13 protein-coding genes are annotated in these 17,222 nt (G+C 46.4%); 7 read left to right on the forward strand and 6 right to left on the reverse strand.

Annotation, left to right across the window (positions count from 1 at the left end; all coding sequences use genetic code 11):
- Positions 1–17 precede the first annotated feature (17 nt).
- The 5 genes from JHD45_RS09815 to greA all read left to right on the forward strand — a co-directional run bounded on the left by JHD45_RS09815 (position 18) and on the right by greA (position 6,183).
- Positions 18–512 carry a GNAT family N-acetyltransferase gene (locus tag JHD45_RS09815; RefSeq protein WP_199476335.1) on the forward strand — a complete coding sequence of 165 codons (495 nt, stop codon included), beginning with the start codon at positions 18–20 and terminating at the stop codon, positions 510–512.
- Between the two features lie 17 nt (positions 513–529).
- Positions 530–1,081, forward strand: a complete 552-nt coding sequence (locus JHD45_RS09820) for a DJ-1 family glyoxalase III (RefSeq protein WP_199476336.1) — start codon at positions 530–532, stop codon at positions 1,079–1,081.
- 264 nt (positions 1,082–1,345) lie between these two features.
- A complete protein-coding gene (gene carA, locus JHD45_RS09825; RefSeq protein ID WP_199476337.1) occupies positions 1,346–2,476 on the forward strand; it encodes a glutamine-hydrolyzing carbamoyl-phosphate synthase small subunit in 1,131 nt (376 codons plus the stop codon).
- A 15-nt stretch (positions 2,477–2,491) separates the two neighbouring features.
- A complete protein-coding gene (gene carB, locus JHD45_RS09830; protein ID WP_199476338.1) occupies positions 2,492–5,707 on the forward strand; it encodes a carbamoyl-phosphate synthase large subunit in 3,216 nt (1,071 codons plus the stop codon).
- Entirely contained in the window at positions 5,707–6,183 is a 477-nt protein-coding gene (greA, locus tag JHD45_RS09835; protein WP_199476339.1) for a transcription elongation factor GreA, read from the forward strand. Before carB ends, greA begins: the two co-directional genes overlap by 1 nt.
- 79 nt (positions 6,184–6,262) lie before the next feature.
- On the opposite strand, the gene JHD45_RS09840 is transcribed toward greA, so the two are convergent.
- The 6 genes from JHD45_RS09840 to JHD45_RS09865 all read right to left on the reverse strand — a co-directional run bounded on the left by JHD45_RS09840 (position 6,263) and on the right by JHD45_RS09865 (position 13,558).
- On the reverse strand, positions 6,263–7,870 hold the full coding sequence (locus JHD45_RS09840) for a GMC family oxidoreductase (protein WP_199476340.1): 1,608 nt from the start codon (positions 7,868–7,870) through the stop codon (positions 6,263–6,265).
- Between the two features lie 62 nt (positions 7,871–7,932).
- On the reverse strand, positions 7,933–8,640 hold the full coding sequence (locus JHD45_RS09845) for an ABC transporter ATP-binding protein (protein ID WP_199476341.1): 708 nt from the start codon (positions 8,638–8,640) through the stop codon (positions 7,933–7,935).
- Complete coding sequence (locus tag JHD45_RS09850; RefSeq protein ID WP_199476342.1) at positions 8,640–10,340, reverse strand: ATP-binding cassette domain-containing protein; 1,701 nt, start codon at positions 10,338–10,340, stop codon at positions 8,640–8,642. Before JHD45_RS09850 ends, JHD45_RS09845 begins: the two co-directional genes overlap by 1 nt.
- Complete coding sequence (locus JHD45_RS09855) at positions 10,324–11,190, reverse strand: branched-chain amino acid ABC transporter permease (protein WP_199476343.1); 867 nt, start codon at positions 11,188–11,190, stop codon at positions 10,324–10,326. The genes JHD45_RS09850 and JHD45_RS09855 overlap by 17 nt, the downstream gene beginning before the upstream one ends.
- Before the next feature lie 38 nt (positions 11,191–11,228).
- Positions 11,229–12,395, reverse strand: a complete 1,167-nt coding sequence (locus JHD45_RS09860) for an ABC transporter substrate-binding protein (protein WP_199476344.1) — start codon at positions 12,393–12,395, stop codon at positions 11,229–11,231.
- Between the two features lie 401 nt (positions 12,396–12,796).
- Positions 12,797–13,558 (reverse strand): IclR family transcriptional regulator, encoded by a 762-nt coding sequence (locus JHD45_RS09865; protein ID WP_199476345.1) that lies wholly within the window; start codon positions 13,556–13,558, stop codon positions 12,797–12,799.
- Between the two features lie 441 nt (positions 13,559–13,999).
- Here JHD45_RS09865 and JHD45_RS09870 point away from each other — a divergent pair, with 441 nt between their 5' ends.
- Entirely contained in the window at positions 14,000–15,412 is a 1,413-nt protein-coding gene (locus tag JHD45_RS09870) for an aldehyde dehydrogenase family protein (RefSeq protein ID WP_199476346.1), read from the forward strand.
- Positions 15,413–15,676: 264 nt separating this feature from the next.
- On the forward strand, positions 15,677–17,218 hold the full coding sequence (locus JHD45_RS09875) for an acetolactate synthase large subunit (RefSeq protein ID WP_199476347.1): 1,542 nt from the start codon (positions 15,677–15,679) through the stop codon (positions 17,216–17,218).
- Positions 17,219–17,222: the final 4 nt, after the last annotated feature.

A 17,222-nucleotide genomic window follows, 5' to 3' on the forward strand; every position in this document is an offset into this window, starting at 1 on the left:
CAATTTGGAGTGTGTAAATGCCCCATCCAATTAATTCGTCGCCGCATTACATTCGTTCCGCTTCAATAGAGGATCTTGAGGCGATTATATCCCTTGATATGGATTCTAACCCACATCCTTGGGGGAAAAATCTGATCAAAGATGCCTTGATGACACGTCAAAACTGGGTCATTGAAAGTTACGATGAGCAGGGTAGTATTATAGTCTCTGCTTGGCTGACGGCGTCTGTGTTATTTGAGCAATCTGAGCTTGAGCTCATTGTGGTTGGTCGGGCTTTTCGTCGACAAGGCTTAGCAAAAGAATTGATGACGCATTGGTTCGACGCTATCAAGCTGCAAAATATTGGCAGAGAACAGCCTGTCAGTGAGTGTTTACTTGAGGTCAGGGAGTCGAATTTAGGCGCGATTGCTCTATATAAGTCGCTCGGTTTTGAATTGATGGGACGGCGTAAAAACTACTATCAAAGCGAGCAGGGTAATGAAGCGGCGCTGTTGTTTAATCTAACCATTTGATATCAAGGAGAAAGACCATGAGTAACGTATTAGTCCCCATTGCCAATGGCAGTGAAGATATTGAAGCCATTACTATTATTGATGTACTACGCCGTGGTGGTGTCGAGGTGACAGTCGCCAGTATAGAAGAGGCTAAGCAAGTAACAATGGCGTTTGGTAATAAGCTAGAAGCGGACGTGCTGTTAACCGAGGTGGCGGACAAACAATACGATGCTATTGTGCTACCTGGCGGAATGCCAGGGGCAGAGCATCTACGTGACTGTAAGCTTTTGATCGACATGTTGGAAAAACACGATATTCAGGACGCACTGCTCTGTGCAATCTGTGCCTCACCAGCATTGGTATTTGGTACCCATGGTTTTGTGGTCGATAAACAGGCTACTTGCTACCCTAGTTTTGAAAAAGGTCTGACGGGGGCGGAATATATTTCTGACCAGCCTGTGGTGATGGATGGCAATATCATTACCAGCCAAGGTCCAGCAACAGCCATGGCGTTTGCCCTTGGTGTATTGGCGAATCTTGAAGGCTACGAAGCCACGCAAAAAATTGCCGATGGGTTGTTGTGCTAGCCGTAGGGTATATATTTTGAGGTTATTCTTGACCAAAAAGTCAAGAAGAAAGTTGTCTTATTTATGAGTTTTTGCCCATTTTTGGCGCTATTGAGTGGACGCCATGGGCGTATCAGAGTAGAATTGGGCAGATTTTTTGAGCGCGAGTTCTATTGATGTTCGATCAATAGATGAACGGCAAAAACGCAATTTCTTAAAAGCGAGATGAGCCGCCGGTTTGTCTCGCTTTTTTGCAACCTGATAGGCTCTAAATGGGAGGTTCCTTTGGCAACATCAGCGATTCTGGCTCTGGAAGATGGCACGATTTTTAAAGGGGTGTCGATCGGAGCAGATGGCTCCTCAACCGCCGAAGTAGTATTTAACACTTCGATGACTGGTTATCAAGAAATTCTTACTGATCCTTCCTATGCTCGACAAATGGTCACTCTGACCTATCCCCACATTGGCAACACTGGCGTTAATTCTGAAGATGAAGAATCCAAACAAGTATGGTGTGAGGGGTTAATTATCCGTGATCTGCCATTATTGGCGAGCAGTTGGCGTAAAGAGGAAGATTTAGATGCTTACCTCAAACGCAAAGGGGTTGTCGGTATCGCCGACATCGATACACGTAAACTCACGCGTATTTTGCGAGAAAAAGGCGCGCAAGCTGGGTGTATCATGGCAGGTGAGCATCTTGACGAAGAGGCGGCGATTGCTGCTGCGCGAGCTTTCCCTGGGCTAAAAGGCATGGACCTTGCGAAAGAGGTGACCTCCGAAGAGTCTTACCAATGGACAGAGTCTACTTGGGATCTGGTAAAGGGACACACTACACCAGCGTCTTTTGACTTCCATGTTGTTGCTTATGATTTTGGCGTGAAGACAAATATTTTGCGTATGTTGGTAGAACGTGGCTGCCGTTTGACGGTTGTGCCAGCGAAAACGCCAGCAAGTGATGTGCTTGCGCTTAACCCAGATGGGATTTTCCTATCCAATGGTCCGGGCGACCCTGAGCCATGTGATTATGCGATCCAAGCCATCAAAGATATCTTGGAGACTGAAATTCCTGTGTTTGGCATCTGCCTTGGTCACCAGTTGTTGGCCCTTGCGAGCGGTGCGAAAACCAAGAAAATGAAGTTTGGTCACCATGGGGCTAACCACCCAGTTCAAGACATTAAGAAAGGCACTGTGATGATTACCAGCCAAAACCACGGTTTTGCAGTGGACGAAGACACGCTGCCTGCGAATCTTGAAGCGACTCACAAATCCTTGTTCGACGGTTCTTTGCAAGGTATTGCGCGAACAGATAAAAAGGCGTTTAGCTTCCAAGGTCACCCAGAAGCGAGCCCAGGGCCACACGACGTTGCGCCACTGTTCGATCAGTTTATCGAAAACATCAAAGCCACCAAAGCCTGAGCAGGAACGAATACTATGCCAAAGCGTACTGACATAAAAAGCGTCTTAATTTTAGGTGCAGGCCCTATTGTCATCGGTCAAGCCTGTGAATTTGATTACTCCGGTGCTCAAGCGTGTAAAGCGCTTCGCGAAGAAGGCTTCCGCGTTATTCTGGTGAACTCTAACCCAGCGACCATCATGACCGACCCTGTCATGGCCGATGCCACTTACATTGAGCCGATTGAGTGGCAAACCGTTGAAAAAATCATTGAGAAAGAGCGCCCAGATGCGGTGCTTCCAACCATGGGCGGGCAAACTGCTCTGAACTGTGCGTTAGATCTTGAACGCCATGGGGTGCTAGCGAAATACAATTGTGAAATGATCGGTGCCACAGCGGATGCCATCGACAAAGCCGAAGATCGTCATCGTTTCGACGAAGCAATGAAAGCGATTGGCCTAGAATGCCCTCGTGCAGGCATTGCACACAACATGGAAGAAGCTCTGAAAGTGCAAGCGGAAGTGGGCTTCCCTTGTATTATCCGTCCTTCTTTCACCATGGGCGGAAGCGGTGGCGGTATTGCTTACAACATGGAAGAGTTCGACGAAATCTGTACCCGTGGTTTGGACCTATCCCCAACCAATGAACTGCTGATCGATGAATCTTTGATCGGTTGGAAAGAGTATGAGATGGAAGTGGTTCGTGATAAGAACGACAACTGTATCATCGTTTGTGCCATCGAAAACTTCGATGCCATGGGGGTACACACAGGTGACTCGATCACCGTTGCTCCAGCGCAAACCCTGACCGACAAAGAATACCAAATCATGCGTAATGCCTCGTTGGCCGTATTGCGTGAAATTGGTGTCGAAACTGGTGGTTCCAACGTTCAGTTTGGTATGGATCCGAAGACAGGCCGTTTGGTAGTCATCGAAATGAACCCTCGTGTGTCGCGTTCTTCTGCATTGGCGTCCAAAGCAACGGGTTTCCCTATTGCAAAAATTGCGGCGAAATTGGCCATCGGCTACACCTTGGATGAATTGAAAAACGACATCACAGGTGGACAAACACCAGCCAGCTTCGAGCCTGCGATTGACTACGTTGTAACGAAAATTCCGCGTTTCACGTTCGAGAAATTCCCGCAAGCGAATGACCGTTTGACGACGCAAATGAAATCAGTAGGCGAAGTGATGGCGATTGGCCGTAACTTCCAAGAGTCACTGCAAAAAGCGTTACGTGGCCTAGAAACTGGCTCGGATGGGTTTAATCCCCAGCTGGATTTCAGCGAAGAAAACAGTAAAGAAAAACTGGCGTTTGAGCTGCAATCACCTGGTTCTGAGCGTATTTGGTACATTGGCGACGCGTTCCGTTCAGGTATGACGGTGGATGAAGTCTACCAAGTTACTGGCATCGACCCTTGGTTCTTGGTGCAAATCGAAGATTTGATCAAAGAAGAAGCAGCCTTGGCTGATAAAGGTCTGGTCGACATGACCTATGATGTGTTGCGTCGTCTAAAACGCAAAGGTTTCTCTGATGCACGTCTTGCAAGCTTGCTGAGTGTGACCGAAAAGTCCATGCGTGAGCGTCGTTATTTGATGAATGTGCACCCAGTCTACAAACGTGTGGACACTTGTGCGGCAGAATTTGCGACCAATACCGCGTACATGTACTCCACTTATGAAGACGAGTGTGAAGCAGCCCCGACTGATCGTGAAAAAGTGATTATTCTAGGGGGCGGTCCAAACCGTATCGGCCAAGGTATTGAGTTTGACTACTGCTGTGTTCACGCGGCGCTAGGATTACGTGAAGACGGTTACGAAACCATCATGGTGAACTGTAACCCAGAAACAGTATCGACGGATTATGATACTTCTGATCGTTTATACTTCGAGCCAGTCACCCTAGAAGATGTACTAGAAATTGTCCGCACGGAAAAACCCACAGGGGTGATTGTGCAGTTTGGTGGACAAACGCCACTGAAAATCGCTCGTGCGTTACAAAATGAAGGGGTGCCGATCATCGGTACGACGCCTGAGTCGATTGACCGTGCCGAAGACCGTGAGCGTTTCCAAAGCATGATTCAGCGCCTAGGTTACAAACAGCCTCATAATGCGACAGTGCGAAGTGTTGAGCAAGCAGCGGCAAAAGCCGCTGACATCGGTTACCCGCTCGTGGTTCGTCCATCTTATGTATTGGGCGGTCGTGCGATGGAAATCGTCTACAACGAAAAAGAACTGATGCGCTATATGACCAGCGCAGTAAAAGTTTCTAACGACAGTCCCGTGTTGCTGGATCACTTCTTGAATGCGGCGATTGAGATCGATATCGACTGTATCTGTGATGGTCATCAAGTGGTGATCGGCGGCATTATGCAGCACATTGAGCAAGCTGGCGTCCACTCTGGTGACTCAGCTTGTTCTTTGCCTCCATACTCACTGCCAAGTGATGTTCAAGACCAAATCCGCGAGATGATCAAGAAAATGGCCCTTGAGCTAGGTGTGGTGGGTTTGATGAACACACAGCTTGCGGTTCAAGATGGCGAAATTTATGTGATCGAAGTGAACCCTCGTGCCTCACGTACCGTACCTTTCGTGTCTAAGTGTATTGGTCGTTCTTTAGCACAAGTGGCGGCTTTGGTTATGGCCGGTAAAACGTTGGAAGAGCTTGGTTTTACTGAAGAAATCATTCCAGCCTACTACAGTGTGAAAGAAGCCGTTTTCCCATTCAATAAATTCCAAGGCGTTGATCCGATTCTTGGGCCTGAAATGAAGTCAACGGGTGAAGTGATGGGCGTGGGCGATACTTTTGCTGAAGCCTTTGGTAAAGCCGCATTAGGTGGTGGCACGGTGTTGCCGACGTCTGGTCGTGCCTTTATCAGTGTCCGTGACATGGACAAAGATGGGGCCGTGGAGGTGGCGCGTCGTTTGCTTGAGCAGGGCTTTAATTTAGTGGCAACAGAAGGGACGGCAAAACACTTAACCGCCCATGGCGTGCCAGTGGATAGAGTCAACAAGGTTAACGAAGGCCGTCCGCATATCGTTGATATGCTGAAAAACGGTGAAATTGATTACATTATTAATACCACTGCAGGCACACAAGCTATTGCAGACTCTTCTGTGATTCGTCGTACAGCATTACAGCGCAAGGTTTGTTACACTACGACGTTGGCCGGCGCTGAAGCGACAAGTATGGCGATCAGCTTGAAAGGTGAAACCAAAGTTAGAAGATTGCAAGATTTGCACTTGGGGAAATAATGAAAAAAGTACCAATGACGGTGGAAGGAGAGGCTCGTCTCCGTCAAGAGCTTAACCACCTTAAATCCGTAGTTCGTCCTCGCGTGATTGCTGATATTGCAGAAGCACGTGAACATGGCGACTTAAAAGAAAACGCAGAATATCACGCGGCTCGTGAAGAACAGGGCTTTACTGAAGGGCGTATTAAAGAGATCGAAGGGAAATTAGCTGACTCACAAGTGATTGATGTCAAAACGATGCCTGCCACTGGGAAGGTGGTGTTTGGCACGACGGTGACCTTGTTCAATGTGGATACCGAAGACACTGTTACCTATCAAATCGTGGGTGATGATGAGGCAGACGTGAAATTGAAGAAAATTTCTTATGCGTCTCCGATCGCAAAAGCCATTATTGGGAAAGAAGAAGGTGACGAAGTCACTGTCAAAATCCCAAGTGGTGAAGCGGTGTATGAGATCGAGAAAGTCGAATACATTTAATCTTCGCTATTCTCTAGAACATCAAAAAAGAAATCAAAAAACCACGGTGCGTAAGCCCCGTGGTTTTTTTAAAAAAAGCTTATGTCAGATCATTTAAGATGGATTGCGTACCTTTCTCGCCGATCATGACGGCGACTGCATTAGTGTTGCCACTGGGAATTTGAGGACAGATGGAAAGGTCAATCACGCGTAAGTGTTGAATACCATGGACCTTTAGATCTTGATCCGTGACACTGTTTGTCGGGTTGTTGCCCATGCAACAGGTACCTCCAGGGTGATAAACGGTTTTGATATCCCGGCGTATAAAGTCCTCTATGGCCTGGGTATCTTCCGGGTTGATGTTTTCAGGTACGATGACCTCTTTGATCAGTGATTTTAAGGCTGGTGTTGCAAACATTTTTAGGCCTAATTGTACGGCCCTGATGTGAGCGTCCACATCTTCTCTGTGATCCAGAAAGTTGGTGTCGATCTCAACCATATCGTTTGGATCGCTACTCTTTAGTCTGACCTCGCCGCGAGATTTTGGTTGTAAATAGCCCACTTTTATTGTGATGCCATGCTGTTCTGCAGCGGATTTTTCACCTGGGGTATTATCAAAATTATCCAATACAGGGAGAAAGTGCATCTGAATATCGGGCCGACCTTGTCCGCAGGTATCGACAACGCCAGCCCCTTCTAATACGTTAGACGTCAGTAACCCTTTTTTTAAAATGAGCCACTCTAAAGCATGTTTCAGTGATTTTAGGCCTTTATCTTCTCCATATAGACTGTTGTTACCTTTTATGGAAGCGTTGATGGATAAGTGCAAATGGTCGTGAAAATTTTTGCCAACGGGGAGGTCGGCTTTTACCGGGATATTTAATGACTCAAGATGCTCTTTGGGACCAATGCCTGACAACATCAATATTTTAGGGTTGCCAAAGGTGCCAGAACTTAAGATAACCTCCTTTCGGCTGCGCACCTCAATGGGTTCGGCTCCGGCAATACTGACGACCACACCTTTTGCTTGGTTATCTTCGATAAGGATTTTATGCACCGTGGCTTGAGTGATAACCTCGATATTGGGATTATTTTTGACAGAGGCTAAATAAGTACGAGAGGTGCTACCACGGGTGCCATTGAAACTGGCGAGTTGGTATAGACCAATGCCTTCTTGGGTCGCCCCGTTAAAATCAGTGATATACGGCAAGCCTAATTCTTGTCCGGCACGAACAAATGCCATGGTAAGCGGGTGACGATAACGATTATCACTGATGCGGAACAAACCATCGTTTCCATGGTACTGATCGGCTAAGCTTTCATTATTTTCGGCTTTTTTATAAAACGGTAAGACCTTCTCATAGGACCATTGATCGCACCCCCATTGGTTTGCCCAGGCATCATAATCTTCTTTTTGCCCGCGCATATAGATCATGCCATTGACCGCACTGCCGCCGCCCAGCCCTTTTCCTTGAGCGATCAGCATTTCTCTATTATTAGCATTTTTTATAGGGAGTGTGGTGTAAGGCCATGACGCGGTTTGAAAGATTTTTAAGGCCCCCGCAGGCATAACAAACAGCATACCATCGTTTTTTTCACCGGCTTCGAGTAGCAAGACTTTTCCAGCATTCGCATGGACGAGTTGAGCAGCGACAACACAGCCTGCTGAGCCCGCACCGACGACAATATAGTCATATTCGTTGAGCATGTTCTTTCCTCTCGTGGTTGGTTTGGTCTGCAAGTTCCGTTTGTTAGGTCTTTTCTGTTAGATCAATGCATTCCCATATAAGCGTTATGCAATCTGGTATGATCACCTCTTAACGCTTCGCAGGTTTCATTTAGGACGCATTCACCGTGTACTAAAACAGCGGCTCGATCTCCCACTTCTAATGCGGCATTGGCAAACTGTTCCACCAATAAAATGGCCATACCACTTTGTTTCAGCTCTTTTAAAATGGGTAAGAAGCGACTGACCACAATGGGGGCGAGTCCTAGAGATAGCTCATCAATTAACATGACATCGGGGGATTTAATGATGGAACGAGCTAGCACGATCATTTGCTGTTCACCCCCTGATAACATTCCGGCAGCGGTGTTAAGACGCTTTGCTAATTCAGGGAAAAGCTCTAATGTGCGTGCCATGCCCTGATCGGCCTGTTCTTTATTGTCACAGGCAGCGCGAATATTCTGTTCGACACTTAAGTGAGAAAATATCTGGCGGCCTTGTTCCACATAGCTCAAACCAGCCCGAACGCGCTCTAATCTTCCTAATTGGTCGATGGTGTTACCATGCAGATGAATGGAGCCTTGTTGAGTAGGAATAACATGGCTAATGGCATCTAATAATGTGCTTTTACCCGCTCCATTCGGGCCCAGAAGCACCGTGATCTCGCCACATGGAATATCGAGAGAAAGGTCGCGGATGATTAACGCGCCACTGCGTTGAATATAAAGGTTTTGTAATTGGATCCCTTTCATTAGGCTGCTCCTAAGTAGGCTTCGACAACAGACGGATCATTTAGCGTTTCCTCAACAGGCCCTGCGGCTAAGACTTCACCATATTCCAAGACAATCAAATCGCTACAGACGTGACGAATCAGGCTCATATCGTGCTCTATCAACAGCACCGTGCAGCCAAATAACGCAGGGATTTGACGGATTAAGTTGCCAAGGTGTTCCGATTCCACCGAGCTCATTCCCGCAGCTGGTTCGTCTAATAGCAAGACTTTAGGTTTAGACATGAGGGCTCCAGCAATTTCCACTAAGCGTCGCGTCCCGACATCAATGTGCGCAATCAAGGTGTTTTGGTGGGGGCAGGCGAGTTGATTGAGCAGTGTTGGTAAACGGTGCTCTTGAAATTGTCTTCCAGAAGCAAGGTGGATGTATTGCTTGATGGTCAATTCTGGCACAGCACGACCTTGTTGGAAGGTACGGCGCAGCCCCATATTGGCGCGTTTAAACGCGGGTTGGGTGTCTAATTTGTCTTGTTCAAGAGTTATCTCACCGCTCATCGTCGGGCAAAAGCCACTAATTACATCAACAAGTGAAGATTTCCCTGCTCCGTTGGGGCCAATGAGTCCGGTGACTTTGCCAGGAGCCAATGTAAAGCTGACATTATTTAAGGCTTTGACAGCACCGTAGGACAAACTGATATTTTTCAATGTCATTGAGGCATAGTGGAAAGACGGTGTCTGAGAATCCGGATTCATTTGTTGGGGTTTTTCCTCGGCTTTGTTGTGTTTCGTCTCTGAAGGAGCATTTTTTGCCGAGGGGACCTTGTTCTTGGTATTTTGGCTGAGGGCAAAAATCGCTCCACATGCAAACATCAGATCAGCAATATCCTTCCATTCCCCTAGTCCGACTAGGCTTAAGATCTGAGGGGTAAACCAAGTTAATACGCCTGCAAACAAGGCACCGGAAAGAAAACGCGATTTTGCTAAAATCGCCAGTGCAAAGATGATGAGTGACGCATAGGGCTCAAAATTTTGTGAGGTAATGTTGCCCAGTTGCATCAAGAGTAATGAACCAGAAATCCCCGCAATAAAGGCGCCTGATACAAAAGCCATTACTTTACTGATTGAAACATTAATACCTAAGGAGGCGGCGGCTCGTTCGCTATAACGTACGGCAAACCAAGAAGCGCCGGTGGGTTGTTGCTCAATCCACACAATCCCTCGACTAATGACAAAGGTGATGGCAATCACAAAGAGCAAATAAGGCTTTTCATCGTACAGCCAGTCTGGACGATCAAAGCTATAACCTTCCATCATGCCTGGAAGCTCTACCCGAGTCAGAACGATATAAATCGCCAAAGCAAACGATAGCGTGATGATGGCAAGGTTAATGCCCCTTACTCTAAGTGTTGGCACAATTAATAACAGACCAAGGATTGCTGCGCTTAAGCCACTTAATAGCAAAATCAATAAAATGGGCATGTTCGGAAAATGAAAACCAAGCCACATTGCGACCCAGGCCCCGACACCACTTAAACCCACCTGACAAAGAGAAATGATCCCTGCACGTTCTGTGGTGATCCCGATACTTAAGCAGGTAATGGCGGTCATTAATACGGAAGTAAACAAAAACGTGTAGTAGGAGGATAACCAAATACTGGCGATTGCAAGTAAGAGTAAAGCGCAATCGCCCCCTAAAGCGTATTTTTTAAGCACGTTGACCATCCCATTTATCCTTACGTTTTGTCCAAAGAAGAATGACTAAGATCACTGGCAGGTAGATGGTTTGAGCATAGGCCGCCACCAACGAGTTAGACAGAATAAAGGCCTCTAATATGCCCAGCACCAAGCCACCAATGAGTGTCCAATAAAAATGATGAAACGCCCCAATTAGCGCAGTACACAGAGCGGGGATGATCAGCAAGCTTAAAGACGCATAATTGGCATTACGTGCTGACGAGGTAATAATGATGAGCATGGCCAAGGCCGACATGCCACCAGCAATGCTCCAGATGAGAATCGTCAATTTTTTTGAGGGAATACCAATTAACTCAGCCGTGGTTGGTTTAGCGGCAAAGGCTTGTAAGCGAATACCGATATGGGTTTTGTTGATAAATCGATCTAGACTAGCCGCCAATATGATCGACAGCAACAAGGAGGCAACCAACCCTCCATCTAAATTAACATTCCCAAGTGTGATACCAAGTTGCTCAAACAATGCGGGTGCTTGTCTGGGGCTGTCCCCAAACAAGCGTGTCCCTAGGGATAAAAAGCCCACCATCAGAGCAATCGCCACAGAAGAGCGTGTGCCAATATCACTGTCATTGAACCAGCGGGCCATAATCAGCCCGGAAAAAGCACCCACTAGGCTGCTAATAATGATCCCGATGATGGCGGCTAACCACAGTGGTGTTTTGATATCACTGAGCACTAAGAAACTGTAACTACCAAATAAGCCAATGGTGGTTTGAGCAAAGTTGACCACGCCTCCCATGCGAGAAAGCAGAGTGATACAGAGTCCTAGAGAAGCATAGGCGGCACCAATAACGAGACCTGATGCAATCGTATCTAACATAAGCGGAGTCCTATTCTAAAAAGACATTATGGATGGCGTTATTTTGTATCAATACGAATAAAGTTTGGGGTGACGACATCCCAGTGCCCTTTGTTGAGCTCTAAGAATTTTGTGGCGGATTTGGATAGGTGATCCGCTGTCTTAGCCATATCCAAAGGTGTCCCCATTAGCGGATTAGTGAGTGCTTTTGCTCCGGTGCTACTGCGTAATTGCGCTGTGATGCTTTGACGCGTAATGGGTCCTTTTATTTGTTTCATGGCTTGGACTAATAAGGTGGCAGAGATATACCCTCCTTGTGCGAAAGACGAGAGTGGTACATGGGCTTTGTTCATGAGATTTCGCCAATCGTCTAAGGCATGGTTATTACTCATGAAGGGTTCGTATTCTGAGTTTGCATAGACCTTACCAGGGTAGTCCTTCGCGGCTTTAGCAAAGCCTGATGTGTAGGCAGGTGTTAGGAAAACCGTGGTAATATTGGTGAGATTCTGCATCTCCATCGCTTTTAACCAAGCAAGGTCCATCTGCTCAGCGCCAGAAAAGACAATGGCACTGCAGTTGGCCGAACGAGCATCCAATACATGGGGAGTCATATCGTCATTGGGGAGAACGGTCGTATCTAGCAGTTTGAGTTTTTTACCTGTCATTTTCTCATATTCTGCGACGGCCCATTTATTTCCTGCGGCATGAGAAGGGATACCCATTAAGAAAGCGCAAACATTTTTTTCTTTGAGGACTTCTGATGTGAAATACAATGCCGCGAGTGTTCCTCTGGCTGGACCAACGCTGACAGGGCCAAAGGCTTTTTTCTTATAACAACTAAACTCGCCCGCAACGCCTGGTAAAGATAAGATACCACGGCGATCATACAGTCTGGCATTAACGGCACAGTCTTGTAGACTGGCCGATCCAGCAAAGGCTAAAACCCCATCAGAATCAACCAGTTCACGAGCTGCTTGAGCCGTCACTCCCGCATCTCCTTTATCATCTTGCAGTAAGTATTCGATTTTTCGACCTTGAATACCGCCTTCTTTGTTGACGCGATCAAAGACCGCTTGAGCGGCGGCTGGCGCTTCCGGTAAGGTCATGGCGCCAGAAAGTGTGGCAAGTCCGCCTATTTTGATTGGTGAAGTATCTGCATAACTTGCTGTTGTGAGTGGGAGCAGGGTTAATACGAGTGATGTGGTAACTATGTTTTTAATTTTCATCTTGTTCCTCTTTCTCTGATATTGTCTTTTTTGGATATTTTTAAATCAATTTAACCAAAAATAATATAGTTATTTTCATAATATGAGATTAAGCATTATTTGTGCCATTCTTGATTTTATTGTTAAGTTGTGATTTTGATTGGTTTTTTTATGTCGCAAGAAAAAAGATCTGCAAAGGTGTCTTTACAGTCGTTGGTCTAAAAAGGGCAGAGCGCACGTTTATGATGCACAAGCAGTACTCGTCGAGGGGGACAAAGAGGTGTTGTGTGGCTTTTTAGGGTGAGCCAATCTGGTTTCTATCGAGTGGAGGAGATCATTTCGACCATGAGGGAGGTGTTTGTCATAACATCAAAAGAAGAGTGGTTTACGGTGGACTCTGCTTTTGATGTGTGACTCGCTTTTTAGGTTTTATCGGTTACTTTCTCGTTGTCTAGGTGGGCGCCTTTTTCGATGCGGGCTGTGGCCTCTTGAAGACGCTCAACCACCGCTTCAAAGCGAAATAATTCGAATGCACTGGTGGTGCCCACAAAGGCGATGCTGCCGATAATGTCATCGTTTTCGAGATTAAGGATGGGGGCGGCAATCCCTGTTAGACCAAGGTTAAGCTCATCATGAGTCACGCAAAAACCATCTTTACGGATTTTTTTGGTTTCCGAATTAAACTCTTTCCAAGTGAGGTTGTAGTCGTCACTTGGCTCAATCTGTTCATCATAGATTTTTTTTAGACGATTAGGTTTTTGGAACGCCACTAGTACTTTAGATTGGGCCCCTTTAAAAATCGGCAAAGGGCGCCCTCGACCAAAAGTGAAACCATACTTTTTAATATCGGATTCGATATGGGTGTTGATGATATGACCATCGTAAAACACGCTCATGTAGACAGTGAGTCCGGTGTTTTTCGATAGGTCGGCCATTACTTCACGTCCATGGGAAATGAGTGGATCATGCTGACGCATCATCCAATCCAGTTCGATGATTCTAGGACCAAGGGTATAACTTGTATCAATACGGGTTAATAAACCGGCATCACACAGTTCTCGTACATAGCGATAGGCAGTTGCACGGGAAAGAGAGAGTTTTTTTGCAATGTCGTCCACATTGATGATGAGAGAGCCTGGCCCGAAAATATTGAGGACGTTTAACATTTTATTGAGACTGGACACATAAACCCCTTAGTTATCGATAAGTGTGTAGATTATAGGTTCGATAACGCTATTTAACCAAGTGTTTAAAGAAAACGGTTTAAATATCTTTTTTTTAATTTGTTTTTTTACATAGTGAGACTTTGGTGTTTTCTTCCGTTGTTAGTATGACATTTAATTTACGACTAAAAAACGCTTCTATTCTCATTTTCTGGGCAATAGAGGCCGGCGCATGTCAACGAGGTTTGTTATCAAGGTTTTTCTTTATTTGAGAAAAAAATAAAAATATCGTTTACATAGGCTATTTTATATGCAATAAATCTTACATTGTGTTTTTTGAGTGGTGTTTTGGCGAAATCGCTTAGGGTGATTTCAATACGCTAATGACACTGTTTGGTTAATCTATTGTCCATGCCATTCCTTAGTACAGAGCTAGGCATGACAATTAGGTGGAGGTAAGCAATGAGTCGTCATTTTAAATTTTTGATCAATGGGGAATGGGTAGAAGGGAATAACGCCCCTTTCAATGTTATCAACCCCGCCACACTGGATGTTGTGGCAACCTGTGCAAATGGGGATAAATCCCAATTAGAGGAAGCTGTCCAAGCAGCACAAGCCGCCTTTAAAAGCTGGTCGGTGTCCAGTCATGAAGAGCGTAAAAGCGCTTTAAACAAAGCGGGCGACGAATTAGAAGAGCGTGCCCGCGAAGTCGCTGAGTTAATTGTTGCTGAGCAAGGTAAACCGTTACCGCTTGCTATGGGTGAGGTAGAGGCGGGGGTCGCTTGGTTACGCTATGCCGCTTCCCAAGACATTCCTGTGGAAGTAGCGGAAGAGACCGACACTAAACGTATTGAGATACACCGTAAACCCCTTGGTGTGGTGGCTTCTATTACGCCTTGGAACTGGCCTTTAATGATTGCTATTTGGCACATCATTCCTGCTATAAGGGCAGGTAATACGGTGGTCAACAAGCCGTCTGGCTTAACTCCTCTAAGCACCATTAAACTGGTAGAAATTATCAATAACCATTTGCCAAAAGGGGTGGTCAATATCATCACGGGTGAGCGTGGTATTGGTAGTGGTATTACCTCTCACCCGAAGATTAATAAAATTGTCTTCACCGGGTCCACAGAAACGGGCCAGTCGGTGATGCGCAATGCGGCTGATAATTTGAAGCGTCTGACTCTTGAGTTAGGCGGTAATGACGCGGCAATTGTATTAAAGGGCACGGACGTAGCAAAAGTCGCTCCCGATATTTTTGCAGCGGCGTTCTTAAACATGGGGCAAACCTGTGGGGCGATCAAGCGTCTTTATGTACATGAGTCTATTTATGACGATATGTGTGCTGCTCTGGTTGCCATCGCCAATGAACAAGTGGTTGGTAATGGTATGGACGAAGGTGTGAATTTTGGTCCCGTACAAAATAAAGATCAACTGCAAATTATTGTGGATTATGTGGAAGATGCCCGTAAAGGTGGGGCGACCATATTAACGGGTGGCCAGCCGCTTGAGGGAGCTGGTTATTTCTATCCGCCGACGCTGGTTGCTGATATTGCTAATGATGCTTTGCTGGTGAAAGAAGAGCAGTTTGGTCCAGCACTGCCTATCGTCAAGTTTTCCGATGTGAATGATGCGGTAGATATGGCCAATGGCGTAGATGTGGGCTTAGATGGCTCGGTTTGGGGACCTGATACGGCGGAGGCAACGGCTATCGCATCTCGTCTGGAGTGTGGTACGACCTTCGTCAATACACACGCTAAAATCCAACCGAATATTCCCATGGGCGGCTGTAAAATGTCGGGCTTTGGGGTGGAGTTTGGTGAAGAGGGATTGCTGGAGTTCACTTCGCTTCAGGTCGTGCATATTAATAAATAATTGTTTTTTCTTTAGATATATTTTTCTTAGAGATTTCCTTCCATTTTGACAGCGTGAGCGGTTTATCTGCTTACGCTGTTTTTTTTGCTGTATGTATGCTTTTTCGTATTTTGAGAATAATGAAAGGAGGTCAATAAAAAAGGCGAAAAATATCATAAAAATCTTACATTTGGCTTTTTGTATCAAATAAAACGTATTTTATTCATTGACATGATGTGTTCTTTTCGCATAATGTGAGAATAAGTTAAATAGAGAGGTTCTTCTATGAATGGTGCAGAAGCAATTGTTAAGGCGGCAGTCGACTCAGGTGTTGAGTACTGTTTCGCGAATCCAGGAACCACGGAAATGCCGTTTGTGGCGGCGATGGACAGTGAGCCAAAATTTCGTCCTGTTCTCAGTATGTTCGAAGGAGTGTGTACTGGCGCGGCGGATGGTTATGGCCGAGTATCAGGCCGTCCAGCCTTAACGCTCACCCATTTGGGCCCTGGTTTTGCCAATGGTATTGCCAACTTGCATAACGCACGTCGTGCCAACAGCCCGATTGTTAACTTGGTGGGGGATCATGCTTCTTGGCATGTGAATTATGATCCACCGTTAGCGAGCGATATTGAATCCCTAGCACGCCCGGTTTCTGCGTTTTTCCGTACCTCTAAATCCGTTGATCGTATGGTTGAAGATTTTGCTGCGGCCATGCGAGCGGCTTGGCAACCTTCTGGGGCAATTTCAACTCTTGTCTTGCCGATGGATTTGCAAGCCAAAGCGTTAACGGGCGGCATGCCTAAGGTTTCTATTCTGCCTCCGAAGCGCCATTTTAAAGCGGATTATGTGGATGCCGTCGCATCGCGTATTAAAGCTGGCAAGCGTCTGGTCTTTATCGTGGGTGATAATGGTTTGGATGAAAAAGGTCTAACGGCTGCTGGCCGAATTGGTCAGCTACCAGGCATCAAAATGTTTGCTGAAACCTTTCCACGTATTTCTCACCGTGGTGGTGGTTTGCCAGACCTTGATCGTTTGCCTTACTTCCCTGAAAAAGCCATTGCTGAATTAGAGCAATACGATGAAGTGGTGTGTGCCGGAGTGGTTGAGCCGATTGCCTATTTTGGTTATGAAGGGATGCCTTCGCGTTTGGCAGAGACGGATCGTTTGGTGACGCTGGCGGATGTGGGTGATGACGTGTCAGGCGCTATGGAAGCCCTCGCTGAATTGCTTAATGCCCCAGCTCATAAAGATTTAGAAGGCACCATTGAATTGCCTGCGGCAAATGAGGCTTTAACCCCACAATCTATCGGAAAAATTGTTTCCAGTGCCTTACCGGACAATTGCATTGTGTCGGTTGAAGGTGGCACCTGTGGTTACCCATTTTTCACCGAATCCGCCTTGGCGGCGCGTCATCGCGTATTAACCAATACTGGTGGTGCCATTGGACAAGGTATTCCAGCAGGCTTCGGTGCGGCCTTGGCAGAGCCGGGTAATACCGTTGTCTGTTTGCAATCGGATGGCAGCGCCCAGTACACCATTCAAGCCTTGTGGAGCATTGCGCGGGAGAATCTGCCTGTGGTGATTCTGATTGCCGCCAATCATAAATACAACATTCTCCAAAATGAATTACGTCGGTATGGCGTGACCGAATTTGGTGAAAATTCCTTGGCGTTGACGGAATTGGATAGACCTCGAGTGGATTGGCAAGCCTTGTCAAAAGCTTATGGCGTGGATTCCGTTTGTGTCACCAATAACGCAGAGCTAATGCGTGAATTTAAAGCCGCGTGTGATGCAAAAGCGCCACGCTTAATTGAAATGTCTTTGTGAGGTT

This window comes from Marinomonas spartinae (assembly GCF_016461715.1).
In the GTDB taxonomy this organism is placed as follows: Bacteria; Pseudomonadota; Gammaproteobacteria; order Pseudomonadales; family Marinomonadaceae; genus Marinomonas; species Marinomonas spartinae_A.